15 protein-coding genes are annotated in these 13,616 nt (G+C 61.9%); 3 read left to right on the top strand and 12 right to left on the bottom strand.

Translation table 11 applies throughout. The features are described from left to right. Positions 1–14 precede the first annotated feature (14 nt). Entirely contained in the window at positions 15–722 is a 708-nt protein-coding gene (locus ACVBD7_RS22930) for a GntR family transcriptional regulator (RefSeq protein ID WP_458097841.1), read from the top strand. Between the two features lie 136 nt (positions 723–858). Here the strand turns inward: ACVBD7_RS22930 and ACVBD7_RS22925 are convergent, their stop codons facing one another. The 10 genes from ACVBD7_RS22925 to ACVBD7_RS22880 form a co-directional block, all read right to left on the bottom strand. Beyond that, positions 859–1,092 (bottom strand): hypothetical protein, encoded by a 234-nt coding sequence (locus ACVBD7_RS22925; protein ID WP_458097840.1) that lies wholly within the window; start codon positions 1,090–1,092, stop codon positions 859–861. Between the two features lie 361 nt (positions 1,093–1,453). Beyond that, on the bottom strand, positions 1,454–2,173 hold the full coding sequence (locus ACVBD7_RS22920; protein ID WP_458097839.1) for a Crp/Fnr family transcriptional regulator: 720 nt from the start codon (positions 2,171–2,173) through the stop codon (positions 1,454–1,456). Between the two features lie 79 nt (positions 2,174–2,252). Next, positions 2,253–2,528, bottom strand: a complete 276-nt coding sequence (locus tag ACVBD7_RS22915; protein ID WP_458097838.1) for a DUF6894 family protein — start codon at positions 2,526–2,528, stop codon at positions 2,253–2,255. A 121-nt stretch (positions 2,529–2,649) separates the two neighbouring features. Next, positions 2,650–3,387 carry a Crp/Fnr family transcriptional regulator gene (locus ACVBD7_RS22910; RefSeq protein WP_458097837.1) on the bottom strand — a complete coding sequence of 246 codons (738 nt, stop codon included), beginning with the start codon at positions 3,385–3,387 and terminating at the stop codon, positions 2,650–2,652. Positions 3,388–3,894: 507 nt separating this feature from the next. Continuing rightward, positions 3,895–4,572, bottom strand: a complete 678-nt coding sequence (locus tag ACVBD7_RS22905) for a sensor histidine kinase (protein ID WP_458097836.1) — start codon at positions 4,570–4,572, stop codon at positions 3,895–3,897. Positions 4,573–5,196: 624 nt separating this feature from the next. After that, positions 5,197–5,496, bottom strand: coding sequence for a DUF6894 family protein (locus ACVBD7_RS22900; protein ID WP_458098355.1), 300 nt, complete (start codon positions 5,494–5,496; stop codon positions 5,197–5,199). Between the two features lie 221 nt (positions 5,497–5,717). Continuing rightward, complete coding sequence (locus tag ACVBD7_RS22895) at positions 5,718–5,966, bottom strand: hypothetical protein (protein WP_458097835.1); 249 nt, start codon at positions 5,964–5,966, stop codon at positions 5,718–5,720. Positions 5,967–6,011: 45 nt separating this feature from the next. Then, the gene (gene arsB / locus ACVBD7_RS22890; RefSeq protein ID WP_458098354.1) at positions 6,012–7,034 is read right to left on the bottom strand and encodes an ACR3 family arsenite efflux transporter; all 1,023 of its coding nucleotides are present in this window, start codon (positions 7,032–7,034) and stop codon (positions 6,012–6,014) included. Between the two features lie 47 nt (positions 7,035–7,081). Beyond that, positions 7,082–7,519 carry an arsenate reductase (glutaredoxin) gene (gene arsC / locus ACVBD7_RS22885; protein ID WP_458097834.1) on the bottom strand — a complete coding sequence of 146 codons (438 nt, stop codon included), beginning with the start codon at positions 7,517–7,519 and terminating at the stop codon, positions 7,082–7,084. Then, complete coding sequence (locus tag ACVBD7_RS22880) at positions 7,516–7,863, bottom strand: ArsR/SmtB family transcription factor (RefSeq protein WP_458097833.1); 348 nt, start codon at positions 7,861–7,863, stop codon at positions 7,516–7,518. The genes arsC and ACVBD7_RS22880 overlap by 4 nt, the downstream gene beginning before the upstream one ends. Positions 7,864–7,927: 64 nt before the next feature. Between ACVBD7_RS22880 and ACVBD7_RS22875 the strand changes: the two genes are divergently transcribed. Next, complete coding sequence (locus tag ACVBD7_RS22875) at positions 7,928–8,431, top strand: DUF6428 family protein (RefSeq protein ID WP_458097832.1); 504 nt, start codon at positions 7,928–7,930, stop codon at positions 8,429–8,431. 385 nt (positions 8,432–8,816) lie between these two features. On the opposite strand, the gene ACVBD7_RS22870 is transcribed toward ACVBD7_RS22875, so the two are convergent. Together ACVBD7_RS22870 and ACVBD7_RS22865 are read right to left on the bottom strand one after the other, a co-directional pair. Further along, positions 8,817–10,604, bottom strand: coding sequence for a transglycosylase domain-containing protein (locus tag ACVBD7_RS22870; protein WP_458097831.1), 1,788 nt, complete (start codon positions 10,602–10,604; stop codon positions 8,817–8,819). A gap of 1,055 nt (positions 10,605–11,659) precedes the next feature. Further along, a complete protein-coding gene (locus tag ACVBD7_RS22865; RefSeq protein ID WP_458097830.1) occupies positions 11,660–12,331 on the bottom strand; it encodes a hypothetical protein in 672 nt (223 codons plus the stop codon). Positions 12,332–12,789: 458 nt separating this feature from the next. Between ACVBD7_RS22865 and ACVBD7_RS22860 the strand changes: the two genes are divergently transcribed. Further along, positions 12,790–13,488 (top strand): hypothetical protein, encoded by a 699-nt coding sequence (locus ACVBD7_RS22860; protein WP_458097829.1) that lies wholly within the window; start codon positions 12,790–12,792, stop codon positions 13,486–13,488. Positions 13,489–13,616: the final 128 nt, after the last annotated feature.

Below are 13,616 nucleotides of genomic sequence, written 5' to 3'. Positions count from 1 at the left end.
GATCCAAATCAGCGATGTCAGGCGACTCCGACACCCTCGAAGGGGTACCGTCCACGCAGAGAAGCCTCGCCTATCAGGGCTTCCGTCAACAGATCATCGATGCCCGTATTCGGCCCGGTCAGTTCGTCTCCCAGCGGGAGTTGATGAAGCTGCTTGGCATGTCCCTCGCCGCGGTGCGTGAGATGGTGCCGCGGCTTGAGGCAGCCGGGCTGATCCGGGCCGTGCCGAAGCGCGGGCTGCAAGTGGCCCACGTCGACATGAAGCTGATCCGCAATGCTTGGCAGGTGCGCGCCATGGTCGAGCGCGAGGCGACCGGACACTTCGTCCGGACAGCGACCCCCGCACTCATCGACTCCCAAATCGCAGCCCACCAGGCAGTCCTCGATCGAGCCCTTGCACCGCACCCCGACGGCGCTCTGGAGAAGGATGCACAGGCTGTCGACTGGGGCCTGCACGATCTGATGGTGGACGCAATCGGCAATGAGATCCTGTCCGAGATCTACCGCGTCAACAGCCTCCACGTGCGGCTGATCCGCTTCGATGCCGAGACGCTACGGCCGATGCAGGTGGTACCCGCTATGCGAGAGCACCTCGCTTTCCTGAACGCTCTGAACGAGGGGAGGGCGGATGAGGCCGTCGACCGGATGATGGAGCACATCGAGAGCTCGAAACGCCGGGTCATCGAAGTAATGATGCAGACCATCGCGCATCGTGTTGGGTAAGCACCTGAGGTCCAAAAAGTGTCGAACGCGGCACCGTTGAGAGCAGTGGTTGACGGCACCCGTGCTGTCACCACCGCTCTTGCTGCTCATAAACAGCTTCGGATCAGTACTCGTGCACGCTGGGCAGCTTCTCGGCTCAGGGGTCGGCGGAAGCCAAATAGGTGATTGCCTTCGCCTTCGCCTGCTCGACTAACTTCTGCAAATCCCCTGCCTGCTCGGACTGGAAGACAACCGGGGTGCCCTCGTCCGGCGGGAACATGGTAACGGTCCAGCCAGTAAGGCTATGTTCCGCGATCTGAAGTCGCGATGCGCCAAACGTCCTTGTCTCGACAATCTGCACAATGACCCCCATGCCGGTAGCGGCGCGCAAGTACCCGAACTCCTGTCACTCCTGCCAGCGACCAGCGGTTGTGTGTGCCAGGCGAGGTCAAGTGCAGCGTGTGAACACGAACAGCCTCCTTCCGAGCCATTCCAGCAAGCGTTCGTTCCTTGCCTCGATCCGGATTTAGGTCGGCTGAGTTGGGCGCGCCTGCCAGCCTCCTCGAGGGATGGCTACACCGCTCCAGTGCCTTGCTCATACCGTGTCAACAGCAGATTTTTCAGCAACGCCGCTTCCGGCTGTACTCCAGCGTCATTGAGGGTTGTCCCGTTCAGGCTGCTGCCACGGCCGCGTGCGGTGTGCCTGGATAGCGGCAGGTCCGGGACGAGACGCTGCAGAATGAAGCAGAAAATTAGACCCGACGGCTTAGGTGCAGGTACTCAGGATTGAAGTCGGATAGGATACGCATCCGTTCCCGGTCGAGGATGTTCACGCGCCCCCCTTGGAAGTCCGCCAGACCCTGCGTGCGCATCCACTGAATTGTCCGATGCGTGTGTACGACCGAGATCCCAAGGATGTCGCTCAACTCCGCCTGGGTAATCGAGAGAGTGTAGGCGTTGTCCTCGGTCAGTCCCACAGCTTCAAGGCGCACGAGCAGTTCCTGAAAAAGATGTAGCAGTTGGTGATCGGCTAAGCGGCGGCCCTTGTTTGCGAGCCAATGCCGGAGGATCGCTTCATCCACCAGCGTGGACCACCAGAGGGCATGCGTGATGCGGGGATTCGTTTCAATCAGCCTCTTGATCGTTGATCGAGGGATTTCGACCACCTCGCAGGCCGACAATGTCGCAAGGCTGTGGTCCATTGCGCCAAGGATAGCCACGTGCATGTCGCAGAGATCGCCCGGGAGTAAGAGCGCCACGATTTGCCTGCCGCCATCTGGAAGGCTCTGATAACGGCAGGCAACCCCACTCATCACAACCCGAACCACCTCTGGGCGGTCGCCTTCGTGGATCAAGTTCGTCCGAGGCGCGACCGATCGGGGTCTCGAGGTAATCCGCTGCAGCTCTGCCCGATCTTCCTCGGTAAATTCGACGGCATGACTGAACCGCCTAATTAACGGGTTGAGCGTCATTGCCTGGCCATACGCCCACCTGTGAGGCTGAAAAGCCTATTACAGACGCTACACTGGCGAAATGGGCATTTCTCTATTCTTACAAAGAACAGGTGCTGGAGCTTGGGGGCCGGGTCATCGGAAGCAACGGCGAGACGGATACGGCGACGATGGAGCGAAGAACTTGAGTTCCATCCGCGCGTTCAACGCTGACCTCTACAGCCGCATTTCGTTCGCCCCGGCTAATTTCGCCCGCCAGAAAAGCGATGGCACCATCCACTCCTACTGCCATCGCGGTTTCCGGCTGATCATACTCTGCTCCCTCATCGTGGGAGGCGAATTCTGCATCGTGAGCATGGATAAATAGCAACGGCATGGTCTTGCCTCCTGCGAGGCGAAGGCTCTTGCCCCCGGTCGTCAGCGCCCCAGGGCAACCGTGCTGACGATGGCCCTTGTTAACGCTTATCCCACAGAAAACAATATAGAGAGTTAACGTTTCAGGAGATTTGCTGCGAACGGTATGGCCGAAGACGCCGGTGCAAGTAGTTGTCATCAAACCCAGAGATCCGGATCAGGGCTGCAGGATCGTGAATGCGCAGGACGCCGCGCTGCAATTCCACCGCACCTGACCGTCGGAGATCCTGAAGGACCCTATTGATGTGCACTGGGGTCATTCCAAGTGCGTCCGCTAGGATCACCTGGGACAGAGGGAGTTCCACCTCATCACTCCCCATGCTGCCGGTCCTAACGCCGCGGACATAGAGTTCGAGCAGGAGATGGGCTGCGCGTTCAACGCTGCCGCGCCGTCCCAGGCTTACGATCCACGCCCGCAGCGTGCCTTCATCTACCAGTTGCGCCACATACATCGCATGAGCGATCCCGCGGTGGGTCGTCATCAGCTCGTCCATCGTTTCACGGCTGATCTTGGCAACCTTCGCGTGCCTCACAGTCTGGATACTATGATCCATTTCGGCGAGCATGCTGATGTTGAGGTCGCAGGCGTCGCCTGGCAGCAGGAACGCCATGATCTGCCGCGACCCGTTAGGCAGCACCTTGTAGCGGAACGCCCAGCCCTCAAGGACAACGAACACGGGACCCGGCTGATCGCCCTCTCGAATGAGATCCTGGCGGGGCTTGTAAGACTGCGGCTGACTGGTAGCCGCAGTGAGCGCACTGATTTCTGGACCAGTGAGTTCGGCGAACCCGCTCAGCTTTTCAATGAAGCGATTGACCATGCTGGTGGCCTACACAGAGACCTTGGGGTGCGATATTGCTCTAGGTTAATACACTTAAATAGGATTACGTGCACGCTGAAGGATCGGCCTGCGGCAAGGCCAGAGTGCCTTGGCACCGTCCTCTTCTCGGACCTCCTGCATTGAACTCTGGCAATACGAGACCGCTTTCCCGACTCGGCGTGGCCGACTCGTCGACACCCCGAAGTTCTTGCTTGCCGGGGATCTACCCTGCGTCAAAGGCAGTAGGGTGGCCAATCGGCGCTGGCCTTCGGCCCTCGCCCAACGCCCTCAGCCCTTTGCCGCCTGGCTTCATGGCCAGTGTTGTCTTGGCCGGGCGTCGGCGATGGTCCGCTCTATCCTAGCCGGTGCAGCGTTCTGCTCGAACGATGCGAAGGCTGCGTACACCGCCCGTCATCAGCACTGGCTCAGGCCCAGCAGCAATGATCGGTCGCATCAGGGCGTGGCCAGTCTTCAGCGCTGTCCTCACCAGAAGCCCCGCAGCCAGGATCAGTCCGGATCAGGACTTCGGAAAGTGACACTGCAAACAGTGCCGCCGCCGGATCGTGGATGGACCTTCGTGCGTCCGTGCAACTGCTCAGCGAGCGCCTTCACGAGCCGGGTACCGATCCCTGTGCCCTTCGGTGGAGACGCCGGGTTCAGGCCGACGCCGTCATCCGACACGGTTAGCGTGCAAACATTCTCCCAGCAGGAGAGTCCAATGCAGATCGTACCCTCTCTGTTGTCGGGAAAAGCAAATCCCAAGGCATTCGTAACCCATTCGTTGGCAATCAGGCCGAGCGGGCGTGCCTGCATGACGGGTATCCGAAACGACGGCCCAAGCACCGCTTCCAACACGATCGGCCGGCCTCGCGCGACAGCCTGAAAATCTTCCACCAGGCCTGAGACAAGCGCCGGTGCAGTGATCGTCATCAGGGTGGTCACTCCAGTCGCTGAACCATCCAGACGCGCGTTGACGCGGATCATCGCCATGGCGCGGTCTTGAACGGCATTCAGCGCGAGCCGAGCCGAAGGGTCCTCGACAGCCCTCGACTGCAAATGCAGCATCGTCATGACCGCCCCGAGGTCGTTCCCGGCCCGATGGACAACCTCGACCAACTCCGCTGTCAGCTCGCTGACATGGCCGTCTTGCTTCTCCGCCAGAAGACGATGGATGACGCGGTCCAAGTCAGTCTGACTTGGTGACCCAAGGCGGCGCTCGTTCATGCCGAACACGAGTGCGGGGTCGCACGACAGCAGATCTCCGCGCCGACGAACCCCGTCAATCCTACTCGTCGGCATGGCTGGCTCGGAACGCCGCCGCTAGGTTCGCCCGAACTCGGAACTCACCGATAGGCTCCGCTGACATTGGTGCCGAACTGAGGACCTTGCCGAGCTCCTTACGCGCTTGGGAAAGCATTGCGGCCCGTTCCGGTTCCGGGACACGCCGTAAGAACCGGTCCAGTGCCTCTTCCGCAATCTCTTTGAGGTACTCAGGAGAAAGAGTGTCAGCATCGTTTTTTGGCACGAGCCTCTCCATCAGCGCTGTCGCTTTTGCAACAATCAGCTGGGGAGCGGCTGCCGAACCCTACATATGTGTGCGGGAGGAGCAAAATATTCGGCCCTTGTCGTGGCATATAGGGTCCCGACGAACCTTCTGACCCGCTCCTTTACACAGTGCCATTCGTCTGCTGTCCAGTTTTAGACAGCTCTCAGTTTTGGTTGCATTTTAAACTCGGCCGCACGAACACGGTTTGAGTTGGCCGGCAAGGATATCAGGCCGCAGTTGCTCGTCCCGACGAGGAGGCCTGTTTAGTCGAGCCAGCGAGCGATCAGAGACAAAGTGGCCGTGAAAATCGGTCGGCCAGTGTCGTCCCGGACGTTGCAGACAAAATCTCGCCGGTCAGCGCCTTGTAGGCTGTTTCCCGCCATATCCTTCAGCGCAGCGAGTGCTAGCAAACGGGCCTCTTCCCGGCCGCATGCTTCGTGGCCGGCCATATCCCTTACATCAAAATCGCCGTCGCTGGTGTCTAAGTAGAAGCGGGGCAAGCCGGCTCTCCGGGCTGGGAAATGTACCAGCGGCCCAGGGGACGCCGCGGATAGCAACCACATAGGTGTGGTCGCTGCTGTGCCAACCTTCAGCACTTGGACGACCATGGGAGAGCTGGCCGGGCCCCATCGTGGCCCCTCGGCCCAGTATCCGTCCGCTCTCCCCGCCCGGCTTTTGGCCGCACTCTTTCCTACCTCCAACATGCGCCTGAGGCCTGGAAGTTTAGGTGTCCCGAGTAGCCTTCTTGAACTGCCTCGCCGTTCTGCTCGCACATCGGCGTGGACTATGGGAAAATTCGAACGCTGAATCGGCCCAGGGAAATTTGCGCGGCGCCGATCATTGCCCGGAGGTCGCGCTCCGCTGCAGCGCGGTGCGCAGCGAGCGCCCCGGCGGCGCAGTCGAAGCCCTTCTGCGGCCCTGTGAGTTCCGGCGCCGGTCGATACCCGAGGTGGACAAGCTTAGCGGCGAAGAAGCGGTTCAATGGCAGGGCCACGACCAGGTGTAGGGCAGCCGGTGCGAGGGTCTGCGTCATTCGGACCGTCGTGACGCCCCCGGCGCTGCACCGGCTCCGTGGCCTTCATGCGCGCTCGTACCAGCCCTTCGTCCTCATTACGATGTGGACCACCGAGAGCATAACGGGCACCTCGACCAGCACGCCGACCACCGTCGCCAGCGCGGCGCCGCTCTCGAACCCGAAGAGGGCGATGGCCGCCGCGACGGCCAGCTCAAAGAAGTTGGAGGCGCCGATCAGGGTGGAGGGACCGGCGACGCTGTGCGCCGAGCCGCACTGGCGGTTCAGCAGATAGGCCAGCCCGGCGTTGAAGTAGACCTGGATCAGGATGGGCACCGCGAGCAGCAGGATCACTAGCGGCTGCGCGAGGATTTGCTCGCCCTGGTAGCCGAACAGCAGCACCAGTGTGGTCAGCAGTGCCGCCAGCGACACTGGGTTGATCGCCCTTACCGTGCCCTGGAGCGATGTCTCGCCGCCAGAGACCAGCAGCGACCGGCGCCAGAGCTGCGCCACGGCCAGGGGCAGGACGATGTAGAGCAGGACCGAGAGGAACAGGGTGTCCCAGGGCACCGTGATGGCGGACAGGCCGAGCAGCAGGCCGACGACCGGCGCGAAGGCCACCAGCATGATCGCGTCGTTCAGCGCGACCTGGGACAGGGTGAAGTTGGCGTCCCCGTCCGTCAGGCGGGACCACACGAACACCATGGCGGTGCAGGGCGCCGCGGCGAGCAGGATCAGGCCCGCGATGTAGCTGTCCACCTGCCCTGGCGGCAGCCAGGGCCGGAACAGCCAGCCGATGAACAGCCAGCCCAGCAGGGCCATGGAGAAGGGCTTCACCAGCCAGTTGATGCCGACCGTGACGGCGATGCCGCGCCAGTGCTGGGCGACCTGCCCCATAGCAGCGAAGTCCACCCGGAGCAGCATCGGCACGATCATCGTCCAGATCAGCAGGGCGACCGGAATATTGACCTGGGCCACCTCCATGCGGCCGAGTGCCCGGAATGGTGCGGGCAGCAGGGCGCCGAGCGCGATGCCCGCGACGATGCAGAGAGCGACCCAGACGGTGAGGTATCGCTCGAAGGTGCTCATGGACGCACGACGGCGCTCGATGGCTGCCTCGCCCTTGGTGGCCGCGCTCACGCGTTGTTCCCGGGAGACACGCGGCGTCCCTGGTCGTCGATGACCTTCTCGCCGTCCTCCTTGGTGAAGGCCTCCCGCTGCGGGTTCGGCAGGAGGCCGAGAACCGCCTCGGACGGTCTGCACAGGCGCACGCCGAGCGGCGTCACCACGATAGGCCTATTGATCAGGATGGGGTGCGCCAGCATCGCGTCGAGCAACTGATCGTCGGTCAGCGCCGGATCGCTGAGGCCCAACTCCGCATAGGGCGTGCCCTTCTCGCGCAGCGCGGCGCGGATCGGCACGCCCATGCGCCGGATCAGGTCGGCCAGGACGTCCCGGGTCGGCGGAGTCTTCAGGTACTCGATGACCTCCGGCTCTTCGCCGCTATCGCGGATGAGGGCCAAGACGTTTCGGGAGGTCCCGCAGGCCGGGTTGTGGAAGATCGTAACGGTCATTCCGCGGTCTCCAGAGGGGGGCAGGTGCAGGCCGAGAGCGCGGGAGTGCAGACCTCCGGATGACCCTGGCAGCAGTCGCGCATCAGGAAGGCAATGAGGCCAGACAGGGCGTCGTAGGCTGCCGAGTACCGGATCGAGCGACCGTCCCGGCGTGACCGCACCAGCCCGGCTGCCTCGAGGTGGGTGAGGTGGAAGGACAGCCGCGAGGAGGTGGCGCCTATGTCCTCGCCGATGAAACCGGCGGCCATGCCGTCCGGACCGGCCGCCACCAGCATGCGGACGATCCGCAGGCGGGTCTCCTGGGACAGGGCGCCGAGGGCACCGAGTGCTTGCGTTTCATCCATGACCCCTTAATGTCTCAAGATACGTTGAGATGAAAGCGGGAAGATGAACGCCCCTGCTCTGCCCATGACCATCAGCTTTCGGGGAGACGCCTCGTTTGGGGCGGTACTGGACGCCCTGGCGCCCCACGGTTCGCGACGGCTGGTCATCCGCTACGACGGACTGCAGGTTCAGCCGGGCTACCACGTCACAGAGGTGAAGATCGGGTCCTTCGTCACCCTGGACTGCGGCGGCAACCCGGACGCCTGGCAGGAGACGATTCTGCAGGTGGAGGACCTGCCCGCCTCGGCCGAAAAGCCGGACTACATGGAGGTCGGCAAGCTCCTTGCGATTCTGGAGAAGGTGGCCGCCCGGGTCAGCTTTCAGCGGGAGAGCAGATTGACTTTCGAGATCGGCCCGCCTGGCCGTCCCATGCAGGTCTTCGATGTCGGGGCCATCAGAATTGAACCGACCCGGGCAGTGATGGAACTCGAGCCCCGGCCCGCGATCTGCAAGCCGAGGCACCGGGCGGAGCAGGAAGTCGCCAAAGCCGCTTCCTCCTGCTGCAAGCCGTTGAGCGGGTGCTGCTAAAACCGTTCACACGACGAAGGAGAGGGGCTTCAACCACTGCTTCCAGAATATTTATAGGCGATATGCTGGCGGCCAAGATGGACGCGATACGAACCCTAGCAGCGCTTAGAGCTTTACGAACAACCGGGACGGAACTCGGCGGTGATCGGGGGAAGGGGAAGCCTGCCGTGCCTACCTGTGAGGCAGCCGCGGCGGTCTCACCTGTGGAGCAGGCTACCCACACGGCGCACCGGCTCGCGTTAGAGACCGAGCCGCTCCGAATAAAAGGTATCACCTGAAATTAAATATTGCGCGAGTTAACAACTCGCATTCCCACGCTAGTGGGCGACGATGGGGTGATTTGCGGCGATCCAACGCGAATGGAAGCCTTACGCTGGCCACCTCGTCATGCACTCCGGTGAGCATCAATCATCACCGCTCGCCAGATCTGGGCAGGCAAACCACCTCCTGACACGCCGTTCATCGACTTGCTATCGCTGTTTCCGAGCCAGACACCCGCGACGTAACGCTCGGTGAAGCCAATGAACCATGCGTCACGGTTTGCTGTGGTTGTACCCGTCTTGCCGGCGGCCCAAAATCCGGGATCAGCAGCCTTCCCAGTGCCCCTTTGCACCACACCGGCGAGCATCTGCTGCATGGTGTCGGCATGCTCCCGTTCAACAATCTGCGTGATCTCCGATCGTGCTGGAAGCACGCGGGTCAGGAGCTCAGCACCTGCAGGGTCCTGAACGCGCACCGCCGAATAGGGGACAACCATCCTCCCGCGATTCGCAACGCTTGCGAACGCTGCCGTTAAGTCCACGAGCCTCGCCTCATAGCTTCCAAGGGCGAGATCGCCGGCTTCTCCCTCGACACTCTCCGCGATGTTTAAGGCCCTGATCAACGCCTTCGTCTCGCGAGTGTTCTGCAGTGCCAGACGGACTGCCGCAGTGTTGGACGACTTCTCCAGCGCCGCGGCCAGCGTGATCTCGCCCAGGTACCGGTCGTCGAAGTTCCTGACGGCCCGCCCACCGAGCAGCAGGGCTGCGTCGCTCACCATTGTAGTCGGCGTGTCACCCTTTCTCAGGGCTGCAAGATAAACAAAAAGCTTTGCGACCGACCCAGGCTGGCGTTTGGCTTGAGTGACGTGATCCCACTCCCGGCGCCGATAGTCGCGGCCACCAACGAGCGCCAGCACAGCGCCGTCGTAGCGCATGACGACGATGGCGCCCTCCTCGATCTGCCTTGCCGATGCGTGCTGGCGTAGAGCTACCTCGAGGTGCCGCTCTGCCGATGCTTGGATCCTCAGGTCCAAGGTGGTCGTGATCGTTCGCGTGCCACTCCGCTGCGCCGGCGCAGAGTTGGCGCTGGCCTCATTCTCTGCCCAGCGCGCGAACCACCCGATCCCTACGCTGCGGGGATAAAAGCCGCCCCATGCCGATCTGGACGGGACAACATTGACCCTCTGCGCTTTCGCGCGATCCGCCGCGCTTCGGCTAAGTGTGCCTGCCTCGACCATCTGCTCGATGACGCGTATCCCGCGATCGCGCGACCGCTCTAGATTGCGGTGCGGGTTGAACCGGTTCGGCGCCGGGAGTAACCCCACCATCATGGCGGATTCGAGAATAGTGAGACTGCGGGCGTACTTATCGAAATAGACGCGGGAAGCGGCCTCGATCCCGTATGCGCTACCACCAAAAAATACCCTGTTTAGGTAGACGTATAGAATCTCCTCCTTGCTCAAATTGAGTTCTAGGATGGGCGCCAGCACAGGCTCCTCGAGGAGCTTCCGGACAATCGGGCTATGCTCTCGAAGATAGATCTCCTTGATTGTCTGCTGGGTCAGCGTGCTCCCACCCTGGGTACGCCCCGTAATGGTGGACCAAACCGCGCGCGCCATCGCTCTCGGATCCAGCCCCCAGTGCTCATAAAATCGCCGGTCCTCGCTTGCGACAAGAGCGTTGACGAGGTGAACCGGGAGTTGCGCGAATGGTACGGGCGGGCCGTAGTAGGCACCACGTGCGCCAACAAACTCGCCACTCGCGGCGAGGATGCGAACGCCGTCATGGCGGTTCTCGGTAATCAAGCCGTTGACGTCGGCGAGTTCCAGCGCCTCTGCGGGTTGGGGGGCCGCGCTGGCCAAGCCCAGGAGCGCGAGGAACCGTCTTCGGTCAATGGTCTGCTGGTCTGGCATTGGCACTCCTTCACAGGCCTCCTCACGACGGAGCGGCGGGAGGATCCGCGGTCCACTCACCTCACTCGACTGAAGGCTTGTGTACGGCTCCGAGAGGTCGCGACGATACCTAGACGCCTGAAATGGCCCTAAGTTGAACTCGGGCGACGCTTGTGGCCCCATGAGCACGTGGGTGGTGCTGCGTTAGGAACGGGGGCGGAGGCTGCCGGTGCTACCATGTGCTGCGACCGCAGCAAGGGCGCCACGACGAGCCAAGTTGGACGGTATGTCCCCGACTGGCGATGTATGGCTATAAACCAAGCACTGCTCGCAAACTGGCCGTTTACGGTGCTAATCGATGTCAATGAACAAACGCTTGATGGCGATGACGCCACAGGAAGCGGGAGGAGACCGCACGTTATTTCGCCGTTGACGTAGCTTACAGGGTGTCCGGAGTATTGTCGGCTCTACTACCCCTGTTTTGTCTTTTTAACATTCCTAGGCTCCTAGTTAGTGAGCACCGCTCGGGCGTTACGCGCCGGAAGCCGCACCAGGAGTACCAGCGCGGCACCATAGTAGTCGGGAGCCTCGGCTGCCCGTAGTCACGATGCTCGAACACCCGATACTTACTGTGGTGGGCAGGAGGCGCGCTCTATTCCGGCTTGGCATTCAACCAGGCGCGGGCATAAGGTGGCGCTCTCGCTTCACCAAAGCCCCAATCCTAACCCTGAGCCTTTGGCAAATCTGCCCGCCCACCGGCACGACCTCCAAGGATCTGCATTTGGCTGTTCCCGAGCACGCCAGGAGAGAGCGTCGCGCACGGCACATCGGCTACTCTGGAGGTAGCCGCGCTCTGGAGCACCAGGGTCTACGTCAATGCCAGGGCACGCGCGCAATGACCGAATGCGGTGTGCCGACGCCTGGAAGGCCGCCACCAGCCGATAAATGACTTCAGCGCTTTCCGAAGCGTCTCGAACTGACTGGCCAACAGCTTGCCCTTCAGGGGAGGGGGGGTGCTCACATTGAGAGCATGCAGGACGGCCCGATCCACTTGGCGTGGGCGCATCGAAACGCGGTCAAACATGGGGACCACTCGTCCCAGGAGAGGCGGGCGGCTGCCGGAGGCTCGATCGGACTTCCAATAGTAAGTGAACAGCCGGGACGAGGAGCGGTACGCCAGCGTAGCAAAGGGTCGCCGCCAGCGAGTCCATGTCGAGAGAACCTGCCGCGACCTCGGTCCATACGCGGGGGATACTCGAGAAGAGGAGGGGCGGCGCGGCGAAGAGGATAGCGGCGCGGGTCATCGTCGATTTCCCGCTCAGCCCGTTTCGGCCCAGGAAGAGGAAGACACCTGCCAAGCCGACAAAACTAAACAGTGCGGCGATGGCACTGATGCAAAGCATGGCCGTCAATAGGACTCCGGCAAAGGTCCAAAGGCGCTCACCGATTTCCGGCCCGCCTGCCATGACCGTCTGGACAAAGCCGAGTAGGGCAATCGGCGTGAGAAGAAGAATGGCAGGCAATGCGAAAGGCACCACGAAGAGCGACCCGGGCAAAGCGAGTAGAACCATCTCAACGGCGAGGATCGTTCGGCTTACGGCTTCGGGCATGACATTCCGGATGTTGCTAACCCGCGTCGGAATCAAGTCTGGTGGCGAAGGTACCTTTTGCGCAGCAGCGCCCATGTGGAAAGCGACGATTGGTATCCCGCTCTTTGGCGAAAAGTCCTCCAAAAGCTGCACTTCCATCTCGTGCCGAGATCGTTGGGTGGCGACCGAGAAGCCTCATGACGGTTTTCAGCTCACAGAAAAGCAAAGCAGTCGTTATAGTCGATCAAGGTTCGTGGTGGCCGCCGTCCCACGGGCGGAGTTCCTTTCCGTGACGCTCAGCGAGCATTTACATGCCTGGAACCTCTGATCGGCTTAGGCAGGCCGCCACTTCGACCAGCTAACCTTGCCCCTTCCTGCCGAACAAGCTGAGGCCGGCTCGCTCCGGCGGTCCAGCACCTGCGGCCAGCACGTCGTCTCCAGGTCGGACCAGCGGGTGAGCAATCGGCTAGAGGCTAGAGGCTAGAGGCTAGAGGTCAGGTCTCCACGGCCGTAACTGAAAACAGAGTGCCAATTTGCTTGCTTGACCCGACCCGGCAGGACACGGAGGATTTCCTTACGCTAGGTTAATGACATGACCCGTTTGGATGGGGGTGGAAATGGCGAAGATGTCCGAAGCAGCGCAGCGAAAGTTGCGCATATGGCGGAAATTCCTGATGATCTTCGGAGTTCTCGCCATCGTCGCCACCGCCGCGGTTTTCACGGCCTTCGCGTTTACCGGTGGAGCAGTGAAGGAAGCGGAGAGCTTTCTCCAGGCCAATGCGACCCAGGGCCCCGGTGCTGCCTGGCGGCAAGCCTCCCGCGGGTTCCAAGCTACAACCACGGTCGAAGGATGGACAGCACTCTCCAGATCGCAAGGGCTGGCCGGCTACACCGGGGCTTCGTGGAACCGGCGCTCAGTTTCCGGTTACGAAGCCACGCTCGGAGGAACGATCACACTCGCCGATGGAGGGCGTGTGCCGGCCGAGGTGAGGCTGATCGAAGATGCATCTGGCTGGAAGGTTCAAAGCTTCGTCGTTGGAACCGCCGGCGCAAGCGCTGGGTCAGGCAGTCTCCCAGATACCATTGCCGGCGAAAGGATCGCGAACGTCTGCCGCGACATCCTGGCCCGGCAAAGCAACTTTCATCTCGATAGCGCCATGTGCCCGTCGATTGTCGCAGCGAAGGGCGTGGTTGCGGAGTGCACCGCCAGACGTGGGACCGCGAGTGGGCCGATGCGCGTCACGATCAACTCGGTTGAAGAAGACGGCAGCATCAACTTCGGCTGCGTCGCTAACCTTACGGCCCCTGCACGCTAAGTACCCGTTCTCTACTCTGGGTTTGTACCTCAAGCGCCCGTTTGGAGGCCGTGCACTGCGGCAGCCAACAATTTCTAGACCGTGCGCCAAGGGGCAAAGCACCACGTGAACGGCGTTGACAGCCCAAG

This window comes from Roseomonas sp. WA12 (genome assembly GCF_054165765.1).
This window is presented reverse-complemented; position numbering and strand designations above follow the sequence as displayed.

Coding starts and splice junctions, on each gene's coding strand:
- ACVBD7_RS22930 (WP_458097841.1), top strand. CDS start 15: ATGTCAGGCGACTCCGACACCCTCGAAGGGGTACCGTCCACGCAGAGA.
- ACVBD7_RS22920 (WP_458097839.1), bottom strand. CDS start 2,173: ATGACGCTCAACCCGTTAATTAGGCGGTTCAGTCATGCCGTCGAATTT.
- ACVBD7_RS22915 (WP_458097838.1), bottom strand. CDS start 2,528: ATGCCGTTGCTATTTATCCATGCTCACGATGCAGAATTCGCCTCCCAC.
- ACVBD7_RS22910 (WP_458097837.1), bottom strand. CDS start 3,387: ATGGTCAATCGCTTCATTGAAAAGCTGAGCGGGTTCGCCGAACTCACT.
- ACVBD7_RS22900 (WP_458098355.1), bottom strand. CDS start 5,496: ATGTGGTTGCTATCCGCGGCGTCCCCTGGGCCGCTGGTACATTTCCCA.
- ACVBD7_RS22895 (WP_458097835.1), bottom strand. CDS start 5,966: ATGACGCAGACCCTCGCACCGGCTGCCCTACACCTGGTCGTGGCCCTG.
- arsB (WP_458098354.1), bottom strand. CDS start 7,034: ATGAGCACCTTCGAGCGATACCTCACCGTCTGGGTCGCTCTCTGCATC.
- arsC (WP_458097834.1), bottom strand. CDS start 7,519: ATGACCGTTACGATCTTCCACAACCCGGCCTGCGGGACCTCCCGAAAC.
- ACVBD7_RS22880 (WP_458097833.1), bottom strand. CDS start 7,863: ATGGATGAAACGCAAGCACTCGGTGCCCTCGGCGCCCTGTCCCAGGAG.
- ACVBD7_RS22875 (WP_458097832.1), top strand. CDS start 7,928: ATGACCATCAGCTTTCGGGGAGACGCCTCGTTTGGGGCGGTACTGGAC.
- ACVBD7_RS22870 (WP_458097831.1), bottom strand. CDS start 10,604: ATGCCAGACCAGCAGACCATTGACCGAAGACGGTTCCTCGCGCTCCTG.
- ACVBD7_RS22865 (WP_458097830.1), bottom strand. CDS start 12,331: ATGGAAGTGCAGCTTTTGGAGGACTTTTCGCCAAAGAGCGGGATACCA.
- ACVBD7_RS22860 (WP_458097829.1), top strand. CDS start 12,790: ATGGCGAAGATGTCCGAAGCAGCGCAGCGAAAGTTGCGCATATGGCGG.